23 protein-coding genes and 1 pseudogene are annotated in these 22938 nt (G+C 74.4%); 10 read left to right on the forward strand and 14 right to left on the reverse strand.

All coding sequences use genetic code 11. From position 1 onward, the window contains the following. The first annotated feature begins 83 nt into the window (after positions 1-83). The 5 genes and pseudogenes from CLV34_RS02010 (at position 84) to CLV34_RS17255 (ending at position 6585) form a co-directional block, all read left to right on the forward strand. Positions 84-1370, forward strand: coding sequence for an acyltransferase family protein (locus tag CLV34_RS02010; protein WP_100348581.1), 1287 nt, complete (start codon positions 84-86; stop codon positions 1368-1370). Positions 1371-1421: 51 nt separating this feature from the next. Continuing rightward, positions 1422-2081: pseudogene (locus tag CLV34_RS16820) on the forward strand (Maf family protein); the annotation flags it as partial. 735 nt (positions 2082-2816) lie between these two features. Further along, positions 2817-4595: an acetyl/propionyl/methylcrotonyl-CoA carboxylase subunit alpha gene (locus tag CLV34_RS02020; protein ID WP_100349147.1), complete on the forward strand. Its 1779-nt coding sequence runs from the start codon at positions 2817-2819 to the stop codon at positions 4593-4595. A 47-nt stretch (positions 4596-4642) separates the two neighbouring features. After that, the gene (locus CLV34_RS02025; RefSeq protein WP_100348582.1) at positions 4643-5269 is read left to right on the forward strand and encodes a type IV toxin-antitoxin system AbiEi family antitoxin domain-containing protein; all 627 of its coding nucleotides are present in this window, start codon (positions 4643-4645) and stop codon (positions 5267-5269) included. Next, positions 5266-6585, forward strand: coding sequence for a nucleotidyl transferase AbiEii/AbiGii toxin family protein (locus CLV34_RS17255; RefSeq protein ID WP_211289324.1), 1320 nt, complete (start codon positions 5266-5268; stop codon positions 6583-6585). The genes CLV34_RS02025 and CLV34_RS17255 overlap by 4 nt, the downstream gene beginning before the upstream one ends. Here the strand turns inward: CLV34_RS17255 and CLV34_RS02035 are convergent. After that, positions 6549-7952 (reverse strand): histidine-type phosphatase, encoded by a 1404-nt coding sequence (locus CLV34_RS02035; protein WP_100349148.1) that lies wholly within the window; start codon positions 7950-7952, stop codon positions 6549-6551. The two genes, CLV34_RS17255 and CLV34_RS02035, sit on opposite strands and share 37 nt — an antisense overlap. A 117-nt stretch (positions 7953-8069) precedes the next feature. Next, complete coding sequence (locus CLV34_RS02040) at positions 8070-8564, reverse strand: hypothetical protein (protein ID WP_100348583.1); 495 nt, start codon at positions 8562-8564, stop codon at positions 8070-8072. Positions 8565-8707: 143 nt separating this feature from the next. Here CLV34_RS02040 and CLV34_RS02045 point away from each other — a divergent pair, with 143 nt between their 5' ends. After that, positions 8708-9379: an NAD(P)-dependent oxidoreductase gene (locus CLV34_RS02045; RefSeq protein ID WP_245858896.1), complete on the forward strand. Its 672-nt coding sequence runs from the start codon at positions 8708-8710 to the stop codon at positions 9377-9379. A gap of 41 nt (positions 9380-9420) precedes the next feature. Here CLV34_RS02045 and CLV34_RS02050 read toward each other — a convergent pair whose 3' ends face one another. Then, on the reverse strand, positions 9421-10875 hold the full coding sequence (locus CLV34_RS02050) for an NAD(P)H-quinone dehydrogenase (protein ID WP_245858897.1): 1455 nt from the start codon (positions 10873-10875) through the stop codon (positions 9421-9423). A gap of 38 nt (positions 10876-10913) precedes the next feature. Here CLV34_RS02050 and CLV34_RS02055 point away from each other — a divergent pair, with 38 nt between their 5' ends. The 3 genes from CLV34_RS02055 to CLV34_RS02065 all read left to right on the forward strand — a co-directional run bounded on the left by CLV34_RS02055 (position 10914) and on the right by CLV34_RS02065 (position 14827). Beyond that, positions 10914-11774 (forward strand): purine-nucleoside phosphorylase, encoded by an 861-nt coding sequence (locus CLV34_RS02055; protein WP_100348586.1) that lies wholly within the window; start codon positions 10914-10916, stop codon positions 11772-11774. Between the two features lie 136 nt (positions 11775-11910). Then, the gene (locus CLV34_RS02060) at positions 11911-13794 is read left to right on the forward strand and encodes a phospho-sugar mutase (RefSeq protein WP_100348587.1); all 1884 of its coding nucleotides are present in this window, start codon (positions 11911-11913) and stop codon (positions 13792-13794) included. Positions 13795-14080: 286 nt separating this feature from the next. Continuing rightward, entirely contained in the window at positions 14081-14827 is a 747-nt protein-coding gene (locus tag CLV34_RS02065) for a DUF4352 domain-containing protein (RefSeq protein WP_100348588.1), read from the forward strand. 64 nt (positions 14828-14891) lie between these two features. Here CLV34_RS02065 and CLV34_RS02070 read toward each other — a convergent pair whose 3' ends face one another. Genes CLV34_RS02070 through CLV34_RS02085 form a run of 4 tightly spaced genes read right to left on the reverse strand, consistent with a single transcriptional unit; the run spans position 14892 to position 17895 of the window. Continuing rightward, positions 14892-15755 (reverse strand): siderophore-interacting protein, encoded by an 864-nt coding sequence (locus CLV34_RS02070; RefSeq protein ID WP_100348589.1) that lies wholly within the window; start codon positions 15753-15755, stop codon positions 14892-14894. Beyond that, positions 15752-16441: a deoxyribose-phosphate aldolase gene (gene deoC, locus CLV34_RS02075; RefSeq protein WP_100348590.1), complete on the reverse strand. Its 690-nt coding sequence runs from the start codon at positions 16439-16441 to the stop codon at positions 15752-15754. The genes CLV34_RS02070 and deoC overlap by 4 nt, the downstream gene beginning before the upstream one ends. Continuing rightward, positions 16438-17616, reverse strand: coding sequence for an adenosine deaminase (locus tag CLV34_RS02080; RefSeq protein ID WP_100349149.1), 1179 nt, complete (start codon positions 17614-17616; stop codon positions 16438-16440). The genes deoC and CLV34_RS02080 overlap by 4 nt, the downstream gene beginning before the upstream one ends. A gap of 51 nt (positions 17617-17667) precedes the next feature. Continuing rightward, on the reverse strand, positions 17668-17895 hold the full coding sequence (locus tag CLV34_RS02085) for a hypothetical protein (protein WP_100348591.1): 228 nt from the start codon (positions 17893-17895) through the stop codon (positions 17668-17670). A gap of 166 nt (positions 17896-18061) precedes the next feature. Here CLV34_RS02085 and CLV34_RS16840 point away from each other — a divergent pair, with 166 nt between their 5' ends. Then, a complete protein-coding gene (locus CLV34_RS16840; protein ID WP_157803659.1) occupies positions 18062-19003 on the forward strand; it encodes an NUDIX domain-containing protein in 942 nt (313 codons plus the stop codon). On the opposite strand, the gene CLV34_RS02095 is transcribed toward CLV34_RS16840, so the two are convergent. The 7 genes from CLV34_RS02095 to CLV34_RS02125 form a co-directional block, all read right to left on the reverse strand. Further along, positions 18958-19536 (reverse strand): HipA domain-containing protein, encoded by a 579-nt coding sequence (locus tag CLV34_RS02095; RefSeq protein WP_245858990.1) that lies wholly within the window; start codon positions 19534-19536, stop codon positions 18958-18960. The two genes, CLV34_RS16840 and CLV34_RS02095, sit on opposite strands and share 46 nt — an antisense overlap. Continuing rightward, positions 19431-20054 carry a HipA N-terminal domain-containing protein gene (locus CLV34_RS02100; protein ID WP_100348593.1) on the reverse strand — a complete coding sequence of 208 codons (624 nt, stop codon included), beginning with the start codon at positions 20052-20054 and terminating at the stop codon, positions 19431-19433. The genes CLV34_RS02095 and CLV34_RS02100 overlap by 106 nt, the downstream gene beginning before the upstream one ends. Then, positions 20054-20302, reverse strand: coding sequence for a helix-turn-helix domain-containing protein (locus CLV34_RS02105; protein ID WP_245858899.1), 249 nt, complete (start codon positions 20300-20302; stop codon positions 20054-20056). The genes CLV34_RS02100 and CLV34_RS02105 overlap by 1 nt, the downstream gene beginning before the upstream one ends. Before the next feature lie 96 nt (positions 20303-20398). Then, the gene (locus CLV34_RS02110) at positions 20399-20722 is read right to left on the reverse strand and encodes a DUF202 domain-containing protein (RefSeq protein WP_100348594.1); all 324 of its coding nucleotides are present in this window, start codon (positions 20720-20722) and stop codon (positions 20399-20401) included. Positions 20723-20753: 31 nt separating this feature from the next. Next, a complete protein-coding gene (locus CLV34_RS02115) occupies positions 20754-21185 on the reverse strand; it encodes a YidH family protein (protein ID WP_100348595.1) in 432 nt (143 codons plus the stop codon). 2 nt (positions 21186-21187) lie between these two features. After that, positions 21188-22486 carry a thymidine phosphorylase gene (locus tag CLV34_RS02120; RefSeq protein ID WP_100348596.1) on the reverse strand — a complete coding sequence of 433 codons (1299 nt, stop codon included), beginning with the start codon at positions 22484-22486 and terminating at the stop codon, positions 21188-21190. Continuing rightward, entirely contained in the window at positions 22486-22935 is a 450-nt protein-coding gene (locus CLV34_RS02125) for a cytidine deaminase (protein ID WP_281255161.1), read from the reverse strand. Before CLV34_RS02125 ends, CLV34_RS02120 begins: the two co-directional genes overlap by 1 nt. Positions 22936-22938 lie beyond the last annotated feature (3 nt).

Raw genomic sequence — 22938 nt, forward strand, 5'->3', positions numbered from 1 at the left:
GCCACCGGCCCCGGAGACGGGGCCCGTCGCGGAAGCCATCGCCGCCTTTCGCCCATGACGCGAGAGACCGCGAGGAGCCTGCCGTGACCCTGAACGCTCCCATCCCGCCTGCCGTGCCGACTGCGACGACCGGTCCACCACGGGCCCGGTTCGAGCTCGACGCCGTGCGCGCGCTCGGCGCCCTGGCCGTCGTGATGTACCACGGGTACCAGCACGACGGGCAGCCCCTGTGGGGCACCGCCTGGCACTCCCTCATCTCGAACACCGTGTTCGTCGAGATCTTCTTCGTGGTCTCGGGCTTCCTGCTGTGGCTTCCGCTCGTGCGCACGGCCCGGCTCGAACGCTCCCCGACACCCGGCGCCACGATGCTGCGGCGTCGCGCGACGAGCCTGCTGCCCCTGTACGTCGGGGTGATCGTCATCGTGTGGCTGATCAACAACCCCCAGTGGCCCGGCTGGTGGCAAGACCTCGCGCTCCACCTCACGATGACGAACGTCTACTCCGACCAGTTCATCTTCTGGACCGACGGCCCGGCGTGGAGCCTCGCGGTCGAGTTCCACTTCTACGTCGCGGTCGCGATCCTCACGTTCTGGATCAACGCGACGGTGCGGCGCGACGCCGCGGAGGCCGTGCGGGAGGGCGCCGGCACGGCCACCGGGAGGCGGCGGGCACGCAGCGCTCGCCGGCTCGTCGTGCTCGTCCCGGTCGTGCTGCTCGCCGTGTCGGTCGCCTACCGGCTGTGGGCGGCGCTCGTGCAGGACTACCCGTCGACGTCGTACGCGGTGTGGTTCAACCCGCTCGCGCAGGGCCACGACTTCGCGCTCGGCATGCTGCTCGCCGTGCTCGTCGGGTGGCGGGTGCGGCTCGGCCGCTGGGCGCGCGCCGGGGTGATCGTGGTCGCGGCCGGCGGCCTCGCCGCGCTCGTCCAGCTCGACACGACCGCGTCGCCGCAGACGGTCAAGCTCGCGCAGGCGGGCGTGAGCCTGTGCGCCGCCGCGCTCATCGGCACGATCGTCCTGAGCTCCGACCCGGCGCCCGCGTGGCTCACCTGGCGCCCGCTCGTCTGGGTCGGCGGGGTCAGCTACGGCCTCTACCTGTTCCACGAGCCCGTGATGCGGGCGCTCGGCGCGCTGCACGTCCTGCCCGAGCAGCCCACGCGATGGTGGCTCGTCGGCGCGTTCGTCGTCGCCGCGACCCTGCCGCTCGCGTGGCTCGCGAACGTCCTCGTGCGGACGCGGCTGTCGCCCCGCATCGACGCCGCGATCGTCCGGCACCGCGAACGGGTCGCCGCCGCCCGGTCGGACGGCCAGGCGCCGCCCGCGATCGTCGCCGCGCCGTCGTACGAGACGCACTTCGGCTGGACGGAGTAGGCGTGCCGGCGGCTCGGCCGGCCCGGAGCGCGCTGCCCTAGTGTGAGGGACATGCCCGACGCCGCCGCGCCCGTCCGCCTGCCCGTCCCCCTCGTCCTCGCCTCCGCCTCGCCGGCGCGCCTCGCGACCCTGCGTGCCGCGGGCGTCGAGCCGCGGGTCGTGGTCTCCGACGTCGACGAGGACGCCGTGCTCGACGCGGCCCGCCGCAGCCGGACGGTGACGCCCGCCGACGCCGTCCTCCTGCTCGCCCGCGCCAAGGCCGAGGACGTGGCGTCCCGCGTCGCGGCGGCGCGCGAGACCGACGGCGGCGCGCTCGTCCTCGGGTGCGACTCGATGCTCGAGCTCGACGGCGAGGTGCTCGGCAAGCCCGGCACCCCCGACGTCGCGCGGGAGCGCTGGCACGCGATGCGCGGCCGGTCCGCCGTCCTGCACACCGGGCACTGGCTCGTCGACGCCCGGACGGGGGCGCTCGCCGCGTCCGGGACGACCGCCTCGACGACCGTGACGTTCGCCGACGTCGCCGACGACGAGATCGACGCCTACGTCGCGACCGGGGAGCCTCTCGTCGTCGCGGGCGCGTTCACCATCGACGGGCTCGGCGGCGCGTTCGTCGAGCGGGTGGACGGCGACCACCACAACGTCGTCGGGGTGAGCCTCCCGCTGGTGCGCCGCCTGCTCGCCGGGCGCGGGGTGGCGTGGCCGAGCCTGTGGTCGACCCCGACCCCGACCGCGCCCGCGACCGCGACCGCGTCCGACGTCGAGGAGCGCAGCATGACGAGCCGGCACGTGAGCACGGTCGTCGGTCGTCCCGCCGCCGAGGTCTACGCCTTCGCGTCGGACCTCGACAACCTGCCGCGGTGGGCTGCCGGGCTCGCGACCGGGCTGCTGCGCCGCGACGGCCGCACCCTCGTCCTCGACTCCGCGCTCGGCGAGATCACCGTGACGTTCGCCGACGTCAACGAGCACGGCGTGCTCGACCACGACGTCACCCTGCCGTCGGGCGAGGTGGTCCAGAACCCGTTCCGCGTGCTGGCGCACCCGGACGGCACCGAGCTCGTGTTCACGGTCCGTCAGCTCGACCTCACCGACGACGAGCTCGACCGCGACGCCGCCGCCGTGGCCGCGGACCTCGCGACCCTCAAAGGCCTGCTCGAAGCCTGACCCGGTGTCCGTCCGGCTCCCGGGACCGAGCGTGCTGTTGTCGCCGTCGGACAACTGGGTGGTCCTCTGGGGCGCCTCTGGTCCCGCGTCGATGGTGGATCCCTACAACCGCCTCCGACAGCACTTGGCCACTCCCCCAATCTTGGTGGGACGACCCGGACGGAGGACCGGTCGGGCGAGGGCGGCGCGTTACGGTAAGCCGTGCCCACCGAGCAGACCCCCTCCAGCGTCGCGCCGTCCGACGCTCCCGCCGCCGCCCGGACCGCCGACGTCGTCGTCCGGCCGCTGCGGAAGGTGCTGATCGCGAACCGTGGCGAGATCGCCGTCCGCGTCGTGCGTGCGTGCCGTGACGCCGGCATCGCGTCGGTCGCCGTGTACGCGGACCAGGACCGCGAGGCCCTGCACGTGCGGCTCGCCGACGAGGCGTTCGCGCTCGGCGGCGCCCGTGCGCAGGAGACGTACCTCGACCAGGCGAAGCTGCTCGACGTCGCGCGCCGCGCGGGTGCCGACTCCGTCCACCCCGGCTACGGCTTCCTGTCGGAGAACGCCGAGTTCGCGGCCGCGGTGCTCGACGCGGGTCTCGTGTGGATCGGCCCCGGGCCGGACGCGATCTCCTCGCTCGGCGACAAGGTGAGCGCCCGCCACATCGCCGCCCGCGCCGGCGCACCGCTCGTCCCCGGCACGCCCGACCCGGTGCAGGACGCCTCGGAGGTCCAGGCCTTCGCTGCCGAGCACGGGCTGCCCATCGCCATCAAGGCGGCGTTCGGCGGCGGTGGCCGTGGCCTCAAGGTCGCCCGCGTGGCCGAGGAGATCGAAGAGCTGTACGACTCTGCCGTCCGTGAGGCCGTGGCGGCGTTCGGGCGCGGCGAGTGCTTCGTCGAGCGGTACCTCGACCGCCCGCGCCACGTCGAGACCCAGTGCCTCGCCGACGCGTACGGCACCGTCGTCGTCGTCTCGACCCGTGACTGCTCGCTGCAGCGCCGCCACCAGAAGCTCGTCGAGGAGGCGCCCGCGCCGTTCCTCACGCCCGCGCAGGAGGCCGAGCTCGACCGGGCCTCGAAGGCGATCCTCTCCGAAGCCGGGTACGTCGGGGCGGGCACGTGCGAGTTCCTCGTCGGCGCCGACGGCACCCTGTCGTTCCTCGAGGTGAACACGCGCCTCCAGGTCGAGCACCCGGTCTCCGAGGAGGTCACGGGCATCGACCTCGTGCGCGAGCAGCTGCGCATCGCCGCGGGCGAACCCCTCGGGTACACCGAGACGGTCACGCGCGGTCACTCGATCGAGTTCCGCCTCAACGGCGAGGACCCGGCCGCGAACTTCCTGCCCGCCCCCGGCACGGTCACGAAGCTGCGCTTCCCGTCCGGCCCGGGCGTGCGCGTCGACTCCGGGATCGTCGAGGGCGACACCGTCTCCGGCGCGTTCGACTCGATGATCGCCAAGCTCGTCGTCACGGGCGCGGACCGCAAGCAGGCGGTCGAGCGAGCGCGACGCGCGCTCGCCGAGCTCGAGATCGAGGGCATCCCGACCGTCGTGCCGTTCCACCGCGCCGTGCTCGAGGCCGAGGAGTTCGTGCCGTCCGGCGACGAGCCGTTCACGGTGCACACCCGCTGGATCGAGACCGGGTTCGCCGACCGCCTCGCTCAGCTCGCCCCCGCCAAGGCACCCACCGACGTCGAGTCCGCCGAGAACGAGCCGCTCACCGAGCGCGTCGTCGTCGAGGTCGGTGGCAAGCGGCTCGAGGTCGTCATCCCCGCCGGGCTCGGCATGGTGGGCTCGCGCGCCCGCACCGCCAACGCCGCGCGGCGCCCGACGCGTCGAGGCGGCGCGAAGGCCGGACCGGCCGCGAGCGGCACGTCGCTCACGTCGCCCATGCAGGGCACGATCGTCAAGGTCGCCGTCGAGGACGGCGCGACCGTCGAGGCGGGCGACCTCGTCGTCGTGCTCGAGGCCATGAAGATGGAGCAGCCGCTCGTCGCGCACCGCGCCGGCACGGTCCGCTCGCTCGCCGCGGGCATCGGCGCGTCCGTGAGCTCCGGCACGGTCATCTGCGAGATCGTCGACTGATCACGTTCACTCTGCAGAAAGTAGCCTCTGGGCCTATTCTCTGCAGGGTGAACGAACGCCTCGACGTGCGCACGCTCGTCGCACGCGCACCCCTGCGGACGGTGCGGACGCGCGACCTCGCAGCGGTGTACGCCCACCCGGCGCAGGAGGTCCCCGCACTCGTCCGGCGTGGGGTGCTCCACCGGCTCGCCCACGGTCTCTACTGCGCCGTCCCGCCCGAAGCCGACCCCGCCACGTGGCGCCCCGACCTGGAGGCAGCGGCCGCGGGGGTCGCGACCGCCCACTTCGGCGACGGCGTCCCCGTCCTCACCGGGACGAGCGCCGCGCGGGTGCACCACGCGATCCCCCGCGCGATCCACGTCGCCGCCGTCGCCGTCCCGACGCCGAGACGCCCGCTGCGCCTCGCCGACCGGGACGCCACCGTCCGTTTCGTCGTGCGCGACGTCGCACGCCTCGACGCGGTGCGGATGCCCACCGAGCTCGGACCGGCGCTCGTCACGACGCCCGAGCAGACCGTCCTGGACCTGGCGCGCGCCGACCCGGCGGGACACGGCGACACGAGCGAGGCGGTGCGGGCGCTCCTTCCGCTCTGCGACGACGACACGCTGGCGCAGATCGCGACAGCACAACGCATGCGAGCGACCCTCGCCAGGGTCCGCGGGGCTGCGTCGTGAGCGACGTCGAGGCAGAGCTGCGGGACGTCGCCCGCCGGTTCGGCGTCGGGATCCAGCAGGTCCGCAGGGACCGCCTCGTGTCGTTCGTGCTGGCCGGGATCGCGGCGTCCGCCCCCGAAGACGTCGTCTTCGTCGGAGGCACCGCGCTCTCGCGCACGGTGCTGACGGACCAGCGGCTCAGCGAAGACGTCGACCTCGTCGCGCTCACGTCGCGTTCCGACGTCGCGGCACGGCTCGAGCGCGGGATACGCGCCGCGCTCGCCCGGAGCCACGGCCACCCCGAGTGGACACCCGCGTTGACGGCGACGTCCGGAAGCCAGCCGGCCGTCCTGCGGACACCTGACGGCCTCGCCGTCCAGGTCCAGCTCATCGACGACCCGGGCTACGCGTGGTCCACCGAGACGGTGGCGATCGAGCAGCGATACTCCGACGCGCCCGTCGCGCACCTGCGCGTCCCGACACCGCGCGCGGCGGCCGCCGCGAAGCTCACCGCGTGGATCGACCGGCACGCGCCCCGCGACCTCTTCGACCTGTGGGCGCTCACCGAACGAGGGGCCGTGGACGCCCGGGCCGTCGACGAGTTCGTCGTGCACGGGCCGTTCGGTCGCCCGCCCTCGCCGTGGGTCTTCGACCGCGGACCCGACGAGGCGACGTGGCGCGGTGCGCTCGGCCACCAGACGCGGCTCCGCGTGACCGCGGAGCAGGCACTCTCCACCGTGCGTGACGCGTGGGCCGCGGCGGTCGCCGCCAGCGCGTCGACGTCACGCCGCACGCGACCGCCGACCGGGCTGCACCGGCACCCCGGCGACGGCTGGGTCGTGTGCGGCGACCACCGGCACTGGGGGCTGCACGGCGCCGCCGGCCTGTTCCTGGTCCGCCGGGACGACACCGGCGCGGTGACCCACGTCGCGCTCCAGCACCGCGCCGTCTGGTCCGACCAGGGCGGCACGTGGGGCGTGCCGGGCGGCGCGCTCGCCCCTGGCGAGTCCGCTGTCGACGGCGCGCTGCGCGAGGCCGAGGAGGAGGCCGGCATCCCGCCGGGCGCCGTCCGCGTCCTTGCGACGCACGTCCTCGACCACGGCCCCTGGGCGTACACGACCGTCGTCGCGGACGTCGCGCCAGGCGCGCCCGTCGAGCCCCGCGCCACCGACCCCGAGAGCCTCGAGGTCCGGTGGGCCACCCTGCCAGAGCTCGGGGTGCCCGCAGGCGAGGAGACCGCCGCGACGCTCCCCCTGCTCCCGGCGTTCGCGCGTGCCCTGCCTGCGCTGCTCGACCTCGCTCAGTCAGCGTGCCCGCGCGCCGACGACCAGCCGTAGCAGCGCTCGAGCTCGTCGAGGTCGTAGAACGTGCTGCCAGGCGCGACCGGCCGGCACGACGCCTTGAACGGCGTCTCCTTCTCGTCGTAGAACATCCGCACGAGGTATGAGCTGCCGTGCGCGTAGAGGTCCCACTGGACGTTCGCAGCCATGGGCGCGACGCGGGCGCCGCGGAACGGGTTGTCCAGGTACGTCATCTCGCGACCGACGGCCTGCTGGACCGTGCTGCCGGGCAGTCCGAGGAGCGCGGCGAGCGGCATGATCTCCTCCGCGTGCGTGAACCGCGCCTGCTCGACGAGGTCGGAGGTGCCGTCCCGCTTCGCCTCGAGGGTCGCGAACATGTCGTCGAGCAGCACGTCCGCCATGCCGTACGTGACGTCGTCGCCCCGGAACCCGGGACCGCTCTCGTAGAACGACGTCACGTCGTCGAGGTAGCCGAACCAGGCCGCCTGCGGGCGGGTGAGGTACGGGTCGAGGTCCCAGCCCGAACCGGCGGGCAGGTCGTGCGCCGCCTGGTCGACCGCGTAGAGCGCCTGCGCGGCGGCGACCTCGTCGTCGAACGCGGACACGTCGCCGGCGGCGAGCCGGTCCACGAACGCCCGCGTGAACGACCGCTCCAGAGCCGCCCCGGCGACGGCGTGCGTCACGCCCGTGTCGACCGGCGCGGCGACGGCGTCCGCGAGCCGGGCGTCGCCGTCCAGGTACGCGTTGTACGCCACGTCGGTCTTGTGGAAGTACAGGTGCGCGTTGTCGACGCGCGACGCGCCGACGAGCGGCGCGATCCCCGGCACGGTCTGCTCGAGCCCGGCGACGTACGCCGCGGCGCTGTCCTGCGTGCGCCGCTGGCTCGACGTCGACACGTCGATCCGCGGCGCCGCGCTCGTCGTGCCGGCGGCACCGCCCACCGCCGACGAGAAGAGGCTCGGCAGCCGCTGGGCGGTGCGGCGCGCGATGCCGGCGAGCTCGTCGGCGCCGCGCGACGACAGCTGCCCGTACCCGATCGTGGCGCTGTCGTCGAGGACGCCCCGGACCTGCGCGGCAAGGCCCTGGCCGCGCGCGGTGAGGCCCCCCGCCGCGGACGCCTCGTCCCACAGTGCGAGGAGCGCGTCGCCGTCGTCGGAGTCGGACAAGGCGCGCGACCCGTGCCGCGTGACGATCTGGGTCAGCACGGGGCGGTAGCCCGCCGGGGCCTTCGAGTACCTGCGCGGGTCCTGCTGCGGCGCGTAGGGCGTCTTCGTCGTGAACGCGTCGGCGAGGCTCACGGGCGGCAGCGCCGGGGCGCCGGCCTGCGCCGACGCGGCGAGCGGGACGACGAGGACAGCGCTCACCAGGAGCGCGGTCCCGGCGAGCAGAGGACGGACAGGCATGACGGGTCCCTTCGCGGCGTGGGTGACGCCACGCAGCACACAGGACCGCGATGAACGGACGACGTCACCCGGGCGCCGGTCGCGTGAACCCCGCCCGGCGCCCGGCCGCCGGACGGCTCAGTCCAGGACGCGGAACGTCGGAGCGACGGCGAGGTCGAGCGAGATCCGGCCCGCGCCGAGGTCGATGCCGGTGACCGTCGCACCAGCGACGTACCGGTCGGCGACCTCCTGCACCTGCACCTTCGCGAGCGGGTCTCCCGACCCGGTGACGATCGTCACGGCGTCCTCAGGCAGACCCTGCGACCGCAGGAACGACCGCAGCGGACCGTCGACGAACCCGAGGAGCTTCTGGATCGGCAGGCCGGCCGCCGTCGCGGTGACGCGCAGGCCGAGGACACCGTCGTCGAACGACTCGTAGCGGGCCGCGACGTGGACCTGCGGCGTGAGGACCGCGGCGAACCGCAGCGCGCCGGGCGGGTTCGGGATCGCGCGCAGGTCGACCGTCACGTACACGGTGTCGTCCTCGCACGTGAGGGACGGGACGACGGGGGGCAGCGGCTCGCCGCGCAGGGCGAGCGCACGGGCTTCCTCGAACGACAGGTCGACGTGCACGCGGTTCTCCTTCGGTCGGGGGCGGACGCCCCATCATGGCCCACCTCCGCCGCCGAGACCCGACCGCCCGCCGGAATGTCCGCGGCCCGCACGCGTTGGCCCAGGTGGGGTGCGGCACGTGCCGGCCCGCGAGAGGAGCGACGGTGAAGATCAGCGTGTGGGGCGGGACGGGGTACTCGGGCGGGCACGTGGCACGGGTCGCGGCGGAGCGGGGCCACGAGGTGACGGCGTTCGCGCGGACCGCGCCGTCGGACGCGCCGTCCGACGCCCCGGCGCACGCCACCGGCGGCGTCGCATACGAGGTGGGGACCGTGCTCGACGCGGCGGACCGCGCCCGGTCGCTCGACGGGGCGGACGCCGTCGTCGTCGCCCTCTCGCCGCGCGGCGACATGGCGGACCGGATGCGCGAGGCCGTGACGGCGCTCGCCGAGGACGCGCGCCGGGTCGGCGTACGGTTCGGCATCGTGGGCGGCGCCGGGTCGCTGCTCGTCGCCGAGGACGGCCCCCGGTTCGTCGACACCGAAGCGTTCGCCCCCGAAGAGGCGAAGCCGGAGGCGCTGACGGTCGGTGCCGTGCTCGACGACCTGCGGGCCACCCCGGACGACCTCGACTGGTTCATGGTGAGCCCCTCGCCCGTCTACGGCGCGTGGGCTCCTGGCGAGGCCACGGGCTCCTACCGGCTCGGTGGCGACGTGCTGCTCCCGGGGACGGACGGCGGCCCGGCGGCCCTGTCCGGCGCGGACCTGGGCGCCGTGGTGGTGGACGAGCTCGAGCGTCCCGCGCACCGCCGCGCCCGCTTCACCGCCGCGTCCTGACGGCGGACGACCGACCGCGGTGCGGGCGCGCGGTCGGTCGGTCAGTCGAGCGGCTGGTGCAGCATCCGCGCGACCTCGGCGATCGACCCGGACAGCGACGGGTACACCGTGAACGCCTCGGCCACGTCGTCGACGGTGAGCCGGTGCGCCACGGCCAGCGTCACGGGGAAGATCAGCTCGCTCGCCCGAGGCGACACGATCACGCCGCCGAGCACGACGTGCGCCTCGGGGTGCGCGAACAGCTTCACGAAGCCGTCGCGCATCCCGAGCATCTTGGCGCGCGGGTTGCGGGCGAGCGGGAGGGTCGCGGTGACGTACTTCGAGCCGGACGCCCGGAGCGCGGCCTCGGACTTCCCGACGGTCGCGATCTCGGGCGCCGTGAAGATGTTCGCGGCGACCGTCTGCAGGTTCAGGGGGTGCACCGCGTCGCCCAGCACGTGGTGCACGGCGATCCGGCCCTGCATCGCGGCCACGGACGCCAGCGGCAGCACACCGGTGCAGTCGCCTGCCGCGTACACGCCGCGGGCGCTCGTCCGGGACACCTTGTCGACGACGACGTGCCCGGACGGCGTGAGCGCGACGCCCGCCTCCTCGAGCCCGATGCCCGCGGTGGCCGGGACCGCGCCGACGGCCACGAGCACGTGCGACCCCTCGACGACGCGCCCGTCGGCGAGCGTGACGCGCACGCCGTCGGCGGTCCGCTCCGCGGCCTCGGCGCGCGAGCGTGACAGCACCTCCATGCCGCGCGCGGTGAAGACGTTCTCGAGCAGCTCGGCCGCGTCGGCGTCCTCGCCCGGGAGCACCCGGTCACGGCTCGACACGAGCGTGACCTCGGCGCCCAGCGCCCGGTACGCGCCCGCGAACTCGGCCCCGGTCACGCCCGAGCCCACGACGACGAGCTTCTCCGGGAGCGTCTGCAGGTTGTAGAGCTGCTTCCAGGTGAGGATCCGCTCCCCGTCGGGCACGGCGGTCGGCAGCTCGCGCGGCGTCGCACCGACGGCGACGAGCACGGCGTCGGCGTCGAAGGTCTGCTCGCGCTCCCCGGCGCCGGGCCCGGCCGGGACGACCACGCGCCGCGGCCCGTCGAGCCGGCCGGCACCGAGGACGACGCGCACACCCTCGCGCTCGAGGCGCGCCCGGATGTCGGCGGACTGCGCGGCCGCGAGCGCCAGCACGCGCTGGTTCACGGCGGCGAGGTCGACGCTCGCGGCGGGGGCGTCCGAGCCCGGGGTGCCGCCGAGGCGGATCCCGAGGGCGGGGGCGCGCTCGGTGGACGACATCCACTCGGCGGCCGCGATGAGGGTCTTGGACGGCACGACGTCGGTGAGGACGGCGGCACCGCCGAGGCCCTCCTGCTCGACGACGGTGACGTCGGCGCCGAGGCGACGGGCGACGAGTGCGGCCTCGTAGCCGCCGGGTCCGCCACCGAGGACGACGATGCGGGTGGCCTGCAGGTCGGGGTGCGACGCGGGACCGTTCGGGGAGGGGTTGCTCACGCTCCACATTGTCCCTGACCGCGGGCTAGCCTCGGAGCATGAGCCACCCCTCCGCCCCCGCTGACCTCCTCGACGACCCCGCCACCGACCCGTTCGACGTCGCGGCGGACGCCGCCCGCTTCATCGCCGAGCGGTCGGGTGTCGAGCGGCACGACGTCGCCCTGGTGCTCGGCTCCGGTTGGGGTGGTGCGGCGGACCTGCTCGGAGAGACGGTGGCCGAGATCCCGAGCCACGAGATCCCGGGTTTCCACGCGCCGGCGGTCGCGGGCCACGTCGCGACGACGCGGTCGATCCGCATCGCCGACGCGTCCGGGGACGGCACCGCCCCGCGGCACGCGCTCGTCCTCGGCTCGCGCACGCACCTGTACGAGGGCAAGGGCGTGCGCCGCGTCGTGCACGGGGTGCGGACGGCGGCCGCGACGGGCGCGCGCGTGACCGTCCTGACGAACGGGTGCGGGGGCCTGAACCTCGACTGGCGGGCCGGCACACCCGTCCTCATCAGCGACCACATCAACCTCACCGCGACGAGCCCGCTCGAGGGGGCGACGTTCGTCGACCTCACGGACCTCTACTCCCAGCGGCTGCGGGACGTCGCGCGGACGGTGGAGCCGGCGCTGGCCGAGGGCGTGTACGCGCAGTTCCGCGGCCCGCACTACGAGACGCCCGCCGAGGTGCGGATGGCGGGTCGCATGGGCGCGGACCTCGTCGGCATGTCGACGACGCTCGAGGCGATCGCCGCCCGGCAGGCAGGCATGGAGGTGCTGGGGCTGTCGCTCGTGACGAACCTCGCCGCCGGGATCAGCCCGGAGCCACTGTCGCACCAGGAGGTCATCGAGGCGGGACGGGCGGCCGGGCCGCGCATCTCCGCGCTGCTGGCGGCGGTCGTCCCGCTGCTGTGACCGAGCCCGGCCTGTGGCGCCCGGCCTGCGGGCGGGCGCCCGCCACGGGACGATCGTCACAGGACGACGACAGCACAGGACGACCCACGACGAGACGGCCGCGACGACGCCGCTGGACCGGACCCGAGGAGCAGAGATGACGCAGCCCGCCGCCACCGAGGCCGACGACCCGCGCTTCGAGACGCCGTCGGCGACGACACGACCGCCGGAAGGGCCGTCGCCCGAGCTCGCGGACGCGGTGCGTGCCTGGATCGCGGACGACCCCGACGAGGCGTCGCGCGACGAGCTCACCGCGCTGCTGACGGTGGCGTCCGCGGCGCCGGACGGCGACAGGCAGGTACCGGCGGCCGGGGTCGCGGCGATCACGTCCGACGCGGCGCTCGCCGAGCTGCAGGACCGGTTCGCGGGGCACCTGCAGTTCGGCACCGCCGGGCTGCGCGGTGCGATGGCGGCCGGTCCGAACCGCATGAACCGGGCGGTCGTGATCCGGGCCGCCGCCGGCCTGGCCGCGTACCTGCGCGACGTGCTGCCGGACGCGACCCCGCGGATCGTCGTGGGGTACGACGCGCGGCACCGGTCACGTCACTTCGCGCTCGACACGGTCGGCGTCATGACGGCCGCGGGGGTCGAGGCGCTGCTCCTGCCGTCGGCCCTGCCGACGCCCGTGCTCGCGTTCGCCGTCCGGCACCTCGACGCGGACGCGGGCGTCATGGTCACCGCGAGCCACAACCCCGCCGCCGACAACGGGTACAAGGTGTACCTGGGAGGGCGGGTCGTGACCGACGGCGGCCAGGGTGCGCAGATCGTGCCGCCCTTCGACGCGGACATCGCGTCCCGGATCGACGCCGTGGGGTCCATCGCGGGCGTGGACGTCGCGACGTCGGGGTGGCGCGTCCTCGGCGACGACGTGCTCGAGGCGTACGTGTCTGCGGTCGTGGCACGCTCGGACGGCGCGCCGACGCGGGACCTGCGCGTCGTGACGACGGCCATGCACGGCGTCGGCGGCGCGGTGCTGGCGGACGTCCTCGACCGGGCGGGCTTCCGCACGGTCGCGGTCGTCGACGAGCAGGCGGCGCCCGACCCCGACTTCCCGACGGTCGCGTTCCCCAACCCGGAGGAGCCCGGCGCCATCGAGCTCGCCCTCGGCGTCGCGCAGGACTGGGACGCCGACGTCGTCATCGCGAACGACCCCGACGCCGACCGGTGCGCGGTCGCCGTGTGGGACCACCGGTACGGCACGTACCGCGACAAGGAGACCGCGACCAGCCAGGGCTGGCGCATGCTGCACGGCGACGAGGTCGGGGCGCTGCTCGGTGCGGACGCCGCCGGGCGCGTGTCGGCGCAGGCCGTCGACGGTGCGCAGCCCGCGACGTTCGCCAGCTCCGTCGTGTCGTCCCGCGTGCTGGGCCGCATCGCGTCCGCGCACGGGCTGCGGCACGTCACGACCCTCACGGGCTTCAAGTGGATCTCACGCGTGGAGGGGCTCGCGTTCGGGTACGAGGAGGCGCTCGGCTACTGCGTCGCCCCCGCGAATGTGCGCGACAAGGACGGCATCAGCGCCGCGCTCGCCGTCGTCGAGCTCGCGCAGCGGCTCAAGAACGCCGGCCGCACGCTCGTCGACGCGCTCGACGACGTCGCCCGTGCGCACGGCCTGTTCCTCACGGACCAGGTGTCCGCCCGCTACACCGACCTGTCGGAGATCGGTCACACCATGGAGCGCCTGCGGACCTCTCCCCCGGCCCGGCTCGGCGGCGCCGCCGTCGTGGGGTCGTTCGACCTGTCGGAGGGTTGGAACGGCCTCCCGCCGACCGACGGCATCGGGTTCCTCACCGCCGACGACTCGCGCGTCATCGTCCGACCCAGCGGCACCGAGCCCAAGGTCAAGGCGTACCTCGAGGTCGTCGTCCCGGTGAGCCCGCAGGCGTCCGACGACCAGGTCGGCGACCGACGTGCCACCGCGCGCAAGCGTCTCGACCACGTCGCCGCGGACGTCCGCGAGGTGCTCGGCATCGCGGGGTGAGCAGCGGCGCTCGCCTTCGTCTGCTCGTCCTCGTCACCGTGGGCGTCTACGTCACCGGGCGTGGTGCCGACGCAGCGTGGCGTCCCGGCGTCGGTGACCGAACTCACGGTCGGACCTATCCGTCACGGTCGACCTGACCGACAAATCACCATGGTGCGAACCGTTGTCCGTTCGTTATCTTTGAGGGAGCCAAGGACCTCCGCAGGACGGCGTCGAGCATCGCTCCGCACCACACCGCGTCGAGGGCGGCGGCAGCTCCACATTTCCCCTCCGCGAAGGAACGACGATGACGCACGCACAGGCAGGCTGGTACACCGACACGACCGACCCCACCCGGCTCCGCTGGTTCGACGGGAGCTCGTGGACCGAGCACACCACGCCTCTCCCCCCGGCCGGCGCCCCGGCACCGGCAGCCCCTGTCGCCGGGACGAGCGCACCGACCACTGCACCGTATGCCGCAGGCTCTGGAGCCTCCAAGAAGCCGTCCTGGTTCCGTCGTCACAAGATCATGACGACGACCGGCGCCGCCGCCGTCGTCCTCGTCGGCGGAATCAGCATCGCATCGGCGGGTGGCAGCGCTGCCGACGCCGACGGTGCGTCGACGTCCGGGCACCACGCCGCGGCGTCGACAGAGACGCCAGGGGTCGGCGACAAGGTGCGTGACGGCAAGTTCGAGTTCACCGTGACGAAGGTCGAGACCGGCGTCAAGAAGGTCGGGACCAAGTACCTCAACGAGAAGGCCCAGGGCGAGTTCGTCCTCGTGCACATGAAGGTCGAGAACATCGGCGACGAGGCGCAGACCCTCGACGACACCGCCCAGGAGCTCACCGACTCGAAGGGACGGACGTTCGACGCCGACTCCACCGCCGACATCTACCTCGACGACGCCAACTCGTTCTACGAGGACATCAACCCCGGCAACTCCGTGAAGGGTGTCGTCGTCTACGACGTCCCGAAGGGTACGGACCTGTCGACCATCACGCTGCACGACTCGGTCTTCTCCGGCGGGGTCGACGTCTCCCTCGAGGACTGACAGCACAGCCCACCGCTCTGACGGACGAACGCCCGCCTCCCACGGGAGACGGGCGTCGTCGTGCTCAGGCCACCCGGGCGTCGTCCGCCTCGACGGCCTCGTTCCACTCCCGCTTCTCGGCGCGCCAGCCCTCGTCGGTGCGTCCGGCACGCCAGTAGCCGGACACGGAGACGAGCGCCTCGCGCGCGTAGCCGCGCTCCTCGCGCAGGTGTCGACGCAGCGCCCGGACCATCGTCGCCTCGCCGTGGAGGAACACGTCAGGGGCGTCGCCCGGCAGGGTCGCGTCGGCGAGCCAGCCGGCGAGCGCGCTTCCCACGGGACCGTGCCCGCGGTGCACCCAGTGCACGGTGACGTCGGTGCCGTCGGGCACGTGGAGGTCGATCTCGTCGCGCGGCCCGGCCACCTCGCAGAGGACGTGCGCGCGGGCGCCCGGCGGCAGGACGGCGACGGCCGCCGCGAGTGCGGGGAGCGCCGAGTCGTCGCCGATCAGCAGGTGCCACGACGCGCCCGCGGACGGCGCGTACCCGCCGCCGGGACCGCGGAAGGCGACGGTGTCGCCCGGCTGGGCGGCCACGGCCCAGGGCGCGGCGACCCCGGCGTCCGGGCCGTCGTCGTGGACGACGAAGTCGAGCGCCATCTCGCCGGTCGACGCGTCGAACACGGCGATCGTGTAGGTGCGCAGGAGCGGGCGCGGGGCCTCGCCGTCGGGCCCGAGGACCGCGTCAGGGTCGGGGAACACGAGCTTCACGTACCGGTCGCTGTACGGGCCGGGGTCGAGCGCCACGACGTCCGGGCCCCCGACCCACACGCGGACCAGGTGGTCCGTGAGCCGTTCCGTCCGGGTGACGGTCGCGTGCTGCGGCGGTCCGCCGCGACCACCCCGTCCGCCGGGACCGCCCGGACCGCCACCGGTCGTCGGGGCGCTCACAGGGCGTCGAAGCCGTCGAGCACCGCGGCGGTGCCGGACAGGCCGAGTCGCGTGGCGCCGTGGTCGATCATGGCGAGCGCGTCCGCGAGCGTGCGGATGCCGCCCGACGCCTTGACGCCGAGGCGTCCGCCGACGGTCTCCGACATGATCGAGACGGCCCGGGTGGACGCACCGCCGGCCGGGTGGAACCCGGTCGACGTCTTCACGAAGTCGGCGCCCGCCTGCTCGGCGGCGCGGCACGCCTCGACGATCTCGTGGTCGGTCAGCGCGGCCGACTCGATGATGACCTTGAGGACCTTGTCGGACGGCACGGACGCCCGCACCGCGGCGATGTCGAGCTCGACGACCTCCCACGCTCCCGCCTTCGCGGCGCCCACGTCGATGACCATGTCGACCTCGTCGGCGCCCTGAGCCACGGACAGCGCGGCCTCCGCGGCCTTGACCTGGCTGTGGTGCTTGCCGGAGGGGAACCCGCAGACGGTCGCGACGGCGAGGCCGTGCGCTTCGAGCGGGAGGAACGACGGCGAGACACAGACGGAGAACACCCCGAGCCGAGCACCCTCGGCGACGAGCGCGTCGACCTGCTCGCGCGTCGCTTCGGGCTTGAGGAGGGTGTGGTCGACGAACTGGGCGAGGCCCGCGCGGTCGAGCCCGTGCGAGCCCGCGGCGGTGTCGGTGGTGCTCACAGCTGCGCTCCTTCGATCTCCGCGTAGCGCGGAGCGATGATCTCGTCGACGAGCCGGCGCCGCTCGTCGTGGTGCACGAAAGCGTTCCAGGCCGCGTTCATCGTGACCTCCGCGAAGTCCTCGATCTGCCAGCCGGCCTCGTCGGCGAGCAGCGTCATCTCGCGCGTCATGGACGTGCCCGACTGGAGGCGGTTGTCGGTGTTGACCGTGACCGCGAACTCGAGCTCGAGCAGACGCGTGATGGGGTGCTCGGCGATCGACGCCGCTCCCCCGGTCTGCACGTTGGACGACGGGCACAGCTCGAGCGGCACCTGGTGGTCGCGCACCCAGTGCGCGAGCCGGCCGAGCCGCGCGACGGGCTCGAGCGTCACGGGGTCGTGCGCGCCGTCGTCCGCGAAGTCGATGTCGTCGACGATGCGCACGCCGTGCCCGATGCGGGACGCGCGCCCGAGGTGGACAGCCTCCGAGATCGAGGCGAGCCCGTCGGCCTCGCCGGCGTGGATCGTCGTCGGGAAGCTCGCCTCCGCGAGGGTGGACCAGGTCTCGGGGAACCGCGAGGGCGGGAACCCGAGCTCGGCGCCCGCGATGTCGAAGCCGACGACCGCGCCCGGGTTGTCCGCGAGCGGACCGTCGACACGGTTCGCGAGCGCCAGCTCGGCGATCTCGGCCCACCGGTCGGCGTGCCGCATCGCGGTCACGAGCTGGCCCACCCAGATGACGCCGCCCTGCTCGGCGACCTGCGCGGCGCCCTCGGCGAGCCCCTCGCGCACGGCGTCGACGGCCTGCTGGAGGGTCAGGCCCTGCTGGAGGTGCTGCTCGGGCGCCCAGCGCTGCTCGGCGTACACGACGCCGTCGGCTGCGAGGTCGAGCACCGACTCGCGGGCGACGCGGCGCAGGTGCTCTGCGGTCTGCATGACCGCGATCGTGTGGTCGAACGTCTCCAGGTACAGCGGCAGCGAGCCCGAGGTGGCGGCCTCGACGAACCAGGCGCCGAGGGCGTCCGGGTCGGTCGCGGGCAGCTCGTGCCCGATCTCGGCCGCGATCTCGACGATCGTCGCGGGCCGCAGCCCGCCGTCGAGGTGGTCGTGCAGGACGACCTTCGGGAGCTGCGCGACGTACGCGCTGGAGGTGGAGTCAGCAATGGCGGAGGTCGTCGGTGACGCGTCGGACGGCATGGCACCACGGTACCCGGCGACCCTCTGGTCCACTCCTCCGGGTGGCGGGCGTCACAGCTCGTCCGGGTCCTCCAGGCGCACCTCGTCGGCCTGCTCGACGACGTCCGCGTCGTCGGCCTCGCGGTCCGGGTCGGGCAGGCCGGGCGACGGCTGGTAGTCGGCCTCGTCGAGGACGTCCGCGTCGGGGGACGGCTCCTGCGCGGCGTGCACGACCGCGTCCGTGCCGACGGGCTCGAGGCCCGCGTCGCGCAGGGAGTCGTCGCCGGGAAGGGTGCTCATGGGTGGCCTCCGTGCAGGTGTCGGGTGGTCGGTCGGTGGTCGTCGGCCGCGGGAGCGGACGCGCCCGAGGACCTGTCCATCGTGGCCCGCCGACCGTCCCCTCGCACCCGTCCACGGCGACCTCCTCTGTCGCCGAGCGTCGGACGACCACGGCTAGGGTCATGCCATGACGCAGGTGGTGCTGACGTGCGGACCGGCCGGTGCGGGCAAGTCGACCTACGCGCGACGTCTCGAGCGTGAGGGGTTCGTCCGCCTGTCGTTCGACGAGACGGCCTGGGCGGCGGGCCACCGCGAGCACCCGCTCCCGCCGGACGTCGCGGCCGAGGTCCACGCCGGGCTGCAGCGCCGGCTCGCCGAGAGCGTGGGACGCGGCGAGGACGTCGTCGTCGACACGTCCTTCTGGTCCCGCGCCTCGCGGGACGCGTACCGGGCCGCGCTCGCACCGCTCGGCGTCGAGCTCGTCGTCCACCTGCTCGCGACGCCGAGGGACGTCGTGCTCGCGCGGCTCGGCGACCGCCGCGGCACCTCGCCGCACGACGTCGTCGTCCCGCCCGACCTCGCCGCCCGGTACCTCGACGGCTTCGAGACGCCGACCCCGGACGAGGGCCCGCTGGTGACCGTCCTCACCGCGACGCACGGCGGCACCCCGGACGGTGAGGGCCAGCCGTTCCGCCGGACGGCCGCGGTCGCGCTGGTCGACGGCGGGCGGGTGCTGCTCGGCCGCCGCACCGCCGCCAAGACGTGGTTCCCGTGCCTCTGGGGGTTGCCGGGGGGCCACGTCGAGCCGGGCGAGACCGTCCTCGAGACCGCGGTGCGCGAGCTGCGTGAGGAGCTCGACGTCGTGGTGGACCCCACGGACGCCCGACCGGTCGCCCGGGTGGACGGCCCGGACTACAGCATGGACGTGCTGGTCGCCGAGCGGTGGCACGGCACGGTGCGCAACGCGTGCCCCCGGGAGCACGACGAGCTGCGCTTCGTGACCGTCGAGGAGGCGCGCGGGCTCGAGCTCATCGACGGCGACGTGCTGGTCCGCGTGCTCCAGGCCGTCCTTGCCGCAGCCGCTCAGCGGGGCGCGGCGAGCAGCTCCTCCACGCGACGCACCCGCTGACGCAGCGCCGGGAGCAGTCGTTCCCGCACCGCGCGCACCGACCCGTCCCCGTCGTCCACCTCGTCCAGCGCCGCGGAGACCGCGGGGAGGACGGCCGCCGCTACCTCGACACGACCCAGTAGGTCGACCGGGTCGAGACCGGCGGAGTCGGCCAGCGAGGTCCACTGGGCCGCGCCGACGCGGTCGACGGCGTGCTCGCCTCCGACGGACATCGACAGCACGCGGTCCTCCCGCGCGTGCGCCAAGGAGGTCGCCACGTCGAAGAGCGGAGCGAGGTGGACGCGGTCCTGCTGGAGCAGCACGGCGTCGTTTCGCGCGTGGGCGTCCGGTGCGGCGATGACGGTGCTGAAGACGACGCCGTCGAGGAAGCGCGACACGCTGGCCCGCGCGTCGAGACCTGTCCGCGCCGTGTCGCGCAGCAGCCGGATCACGGCCGAGACACCGGGGCCGCCGAACGCCTCGTACTTCTCCTCGACCCCGAGGGCCTGGCAGAGGTCCTCCTGATGGAGTCGCTCGAGACGTCCGTCGTCCAGACGACGGTCGAACCGCCGGACGACGATCGCCCGCTCCGCGCGAACTTCGCCTGCGTGCCGCCGAGCGACCAGTGGTCGCCGGTCATCGCCCATGACGCCCGGTCGTCGAGACGCAGCTCCCCCAGGTGGGCCTCGATCTCCCTCGCCGTCACCGGCGTGAGCGAGCCCGGTCGTTCCAGCGCACGGTCGACGGCGTCCGTGGGGCAGAACTGCACGGCCCCGGGGCAGTCCGTGCCGATCGCCGCGAGAAGGCTCAGCGGGTCGCGAGGATCGACGCCCGGATGACGCCGACCGATCGCCGCGCGGGCGGCGTCGGACTCCGGGAGCAGGGCTTCGACGAACCGCGCGACGCGTCGGCCGGAGAACGAGCGCTCGACGACCGGGAGCGAGAGCGAGAGAGGCGTGCTCGTCGCGGGCACGGACCGGTCGTAGCTGAAGCGCGGCGCGCCGGCGCGGGTGCGCTCGAGGAGGCCGACGACACGACCCTCCAGGACGACGGCGAGGGCCGGCGCGGCCATCAGCGGTCACCCGCGTCGCCGACGTCGTCCCGCACGACGAGCGACGCACCGATCTCGTCGAGGACCCGCATCACGAGCCCGACCTCGAGCCCGCGAGTCTCGCCACGCTCGACGGCGACGACCCACTGCCGTGAGACACCGGCACGCGCCGCGAGCTGTGCCTGCGTGAGACCGCGCGCGGTGCGCAGCCCACGGATCGCTTGGCCAAGTAATGGCAACGAGCGCGCGTTGAGGATTCGTTCGGTCACTTTGTCGGCGTACGTGGACTTCGCTGCAATGTCTCCGTATGTAGACACCGCGGTGATGTCTCCGTACGTCGACACCACTGAGGGGCGGCCAGCTCGTCAGCCGGCAAGGCGCTCCACGGCGGCGACGACGCCCAGCAGCCCGAGCACGGCGACGACACCCGACGCGACGAGCAGCGGCACCCACGGCGGGTGCTGGACGCTGATCCGGCGCCGCGACGCGACCACCAGCGCCCACCAGGCCGTGAACCCGCCGAGCACCCCGGCGAGCGCGCCGAGGTAGGGGTGCCCCTCACGGACGACCGTGAGCGCCAGCACGGCGCAGCCGATGACGACGCCGATGGCCGTCCGCTGCCACGCCAGCTGGGTGCGCTCGGGCTGCAGGCCCGGGTCGCTCCACTCCTGGCGGGGCACGACCCTCATCGCAGCCCGACCCTCATCCGCGTCCCGGCCCTCATCGCGTGACGCCCGACCAGACGGCGTAGGCCGCGAGCAGGATGCCGAACAGCACGACGGCCGCGACGACGACAGGCAGCGCGCTCGGCGCGGGCAGCGGCTCGCCGACCCGGATCGCGCGCTCGTTGCGCCGCCACGCCACGAGCGCGTACAGCGCGAGCAGCGCGCCGGCGAGGCACGCCGCCGCCGCGACCACGTCGAGCAGCCGCGAGAGGTCGGCGAACGTCGCGAACGACGTCAGGGCGATGCCTCCGCCGACGAGCCCGAGGCCCGTGCGGACCCACGCGAGCGCGGTGCGCTCGTTCGCCAGCGAGAAGCGGGCGTCCGGGTCCGCACCCACGCTGTACACGGACCGGGGACGACGGTCCGGCACGGGGGCGTCGTCGTCGGGCGCCCCGGAGCCACCGGCGTCGTCGGTGCGCGAGGACATGCTCAGTCGCCGATCCGGTCGAGCACGACGGGCCCGCGCTCGGCGTGCAGACCGGCGTCCACGACGCGGGTCGCGCCCTCGAGAGCCTCGACCGCCCGGCCGAACCGCTCCGGGGTGTCGGTGTGCAGGGTGAGCAGCGGCTGCCCGTGCACGACGACGTCACCCGGCTTGGCGTGCATCTCGACGCCAGCAGCGGCCTGGACGTCGTCCTCCTTGCGGGCGCGACCGGCGCCGAGCCGCCACGCCGCGACGCCGACGGCGAGGGCGTCGAGGTGCGTGAGGACGCCCGACTCGGGCGCGGTGATCGTGTGCGTCTCCCGCGCGGTCGGCAAGGGCGCGTCGGGGTCGCCGTCCTGGGCACGGATCATCGCGCGCCACACGTCCATCGCGCGGCCGTCGGCGAGGGCGGCGCGCACGTCGTCCTCTCCGTGGGGTCGTCCGGCGCCCGCGAGCATCTCGACGGCGAGCGCCACGGTGAGGTCGACGACGTCCCGCGGCCCTCCCCCGGAGAGCACCTCGACGGACTCGCGGACCTCGAGCGCGTTGCCGGCGGTGAGGCCGAGCGGGGTCGACATGTCGGTGAGCAGCGCGACGGTCCGCACGCCCGCGTCCGTCCCGAGCTCGACCATGGTCTGCGCGAGCTCACGCGCCGACGCGCCGTCCTTCATGAACGCGCCCGAGCCGACCTTGACGTCGAGGACGAGCGCACCCGTCCCCTCGGCGATCTTCTTGCTCATGATCGAGCTGGCGATGAGCGGGATCGCCTCGACCGTCCCGGTGGTGTCGCGCAGCGCGTAGAGCTTGCGGTCGGCGGGAGCGAGACCGGAGCCCGCCTGGCAGATCACCGCGCCGACGTCCTCGAGCTGGCGGTGCATCTCGTCGTTGCCCAGCGCGGCACGCCAGCCGGGGATCGACTCGAGCTTGTCGAGCGTGCCGCCGGTGTGGCCGAGACCGCGCCCGGAGAGCTGCGGGACGGCGACGCCGAAGGCCGCGACCAGCGGCGCGAGCGGCAGGGTGATCTTGTCCCCCACCCCGCCGGTCGAGTGCTTGTCGGCGGTGGGGCGCGACAGGCCTGCGAAGTCCATGCGCTCTCCGGACGCGATCATCGCGGCGGTCCAGCGGGCGATCTCGGGGCGGTCCATCCCGTTGAGCAGGATCGCCATGGCGAGCGCGGACATCTGCTCGTCCGCGACGACCCCGCGCGTGTACGCGTCGACGACCCAGTCGATCTGCCCCTGGGACAGGCGCTCCCCGTCACGCTTGGCCCGGATGACGTCGACGGCGTCGAACGGCTCGGTCATCATTCTCCTTCCCGGTGCGAGCGCACCACGTCGAGCGCGGCCGGGCCGAACGCGTCCGGCAGCACCTCGTCCATCCGCCGGACGCCGCGCACGGTCTCCACGAGCAGGTCCGGACCGCCGTGCTCGAACAGGAGCTGGCGGCACCGCCCGCACGGCATGAGCACCTCGCCCCGCGCGTCGACGCACGTGAACGCGACGAGGCGCCCTCCCCCGCCGACGACGAGCGCCGACACGAGCGAGCACTCGGCGCACAGGGTCACGCCGTAGGCGGCGTTCTCGACGTTGCACCCGACGACGACACGGCCGTCGTCGACGAGCGCGGCGGCACCCACGGGGAACCCGGAGTAGGGCGCGTACGCGCGCGTCATGACGTCGGCGGCGGCGCGGCGCAACGCGTCCCAGTCGACGTCGGTCGCGGGCTCCTGCCGCCCGTCCTGCTGACCGTCCACCGG

Source organism: Luteimicrobium subarcticum (genome assembly GCF_002798015.1).
Lineage (GTDB): Bacteria > Actinomycetota > Actinomycetes > Actinomycetales > Cellulomonadaceae > Luteimicrobium > Luteimicrobium subarcticum.

What these genes read in the sequence shown, in the direction of transcription:
- CLV34_RS02035 (WP_100349148.1), bottom strand. Translation starts at nt 7,952, where the DNA reads ATGCCTGTCCGTCCTCTGCTCGCCGGGACCGCGCTCCTGGTGAGCGCT.
- CLV34_RS02055 (WP_100348586.1), top strand. Translation starts at nt 10,914, where the DNA reads ATGAGCCACCCCTCCGCCCCCGCTGACCTCCTCGACGACCCCGCCACC.
- CLV34_RS02060 (WP_100348587.1), top strand. Translation starts at nt 11,911, where the DNA reads ATGACGCAGCCCGCCGCCACCGAGGCCGACGACCCGCGCTTCGAGACG.
- CLV34_RS02065 (WP_100348588.1), top strand. Translation starts at nt 14,081, where the DNA reads ATGACGCACGCACAGGCAGGCTGGTACACCGACACGACCGACCCCACC.
- CLV34_RS02080 (WP_100349149.1), bottom strand. Translation starts at nt 17,616, where the DNA reads ATGCCGTCCGACGCGTCACCGACGACCTCCGCCATTGCTGACTCCACC.
- CLV34_RS02085 (WP_100348591.1), bottom strand. Translation starts at nt 17,895, where the DNA reads ATGAGCACCCTTCCCGGCGACGACTCCCTGCGCGACGCGGGCCTCGAG.
- CLV34_RS16840 (WP_157803659.1), top strand. Translation starts at nt 18,062, where the DNA reads ATGACGCAGGTGGTGCTGACGTGCGGACCGGCCGGTGCGGGCAAGTCG.
- CLV34_RS02100 (WP_100348593.1), bottom strand. Translation starts at nt 20,054, where the DNA reads ATGGCCGCGCCGGCCCTCGCCGTCGTCCTGGAGGGTCGTGTCGTCGGC.
- CLV34_RS02110 (WP_100348594.1), bottom strand. Translation starts at nt 20,722, where the DNA reads ATGAGGGTCGTGCCCCGCCAGGAGTGGAGCGACCCGGGCCTGCAGCCC.
- CLV34_RS02115 (WP_100348595.1), bottom strand. Translation starts at nt 21,185, where the DNA reads ATGTCCTCGCGCACCGACGACGCCGGTGGCTCCGGGGCGCCCGACGAC.
- CLV34_RS02120 (WP_100348596.1), bottom strand. Translation starts at nt 22,486, where the DNA reads ATGACCGAGCCGTTCGACGCCGTCGACGTCATCCGGGCCAAGCGTGAC.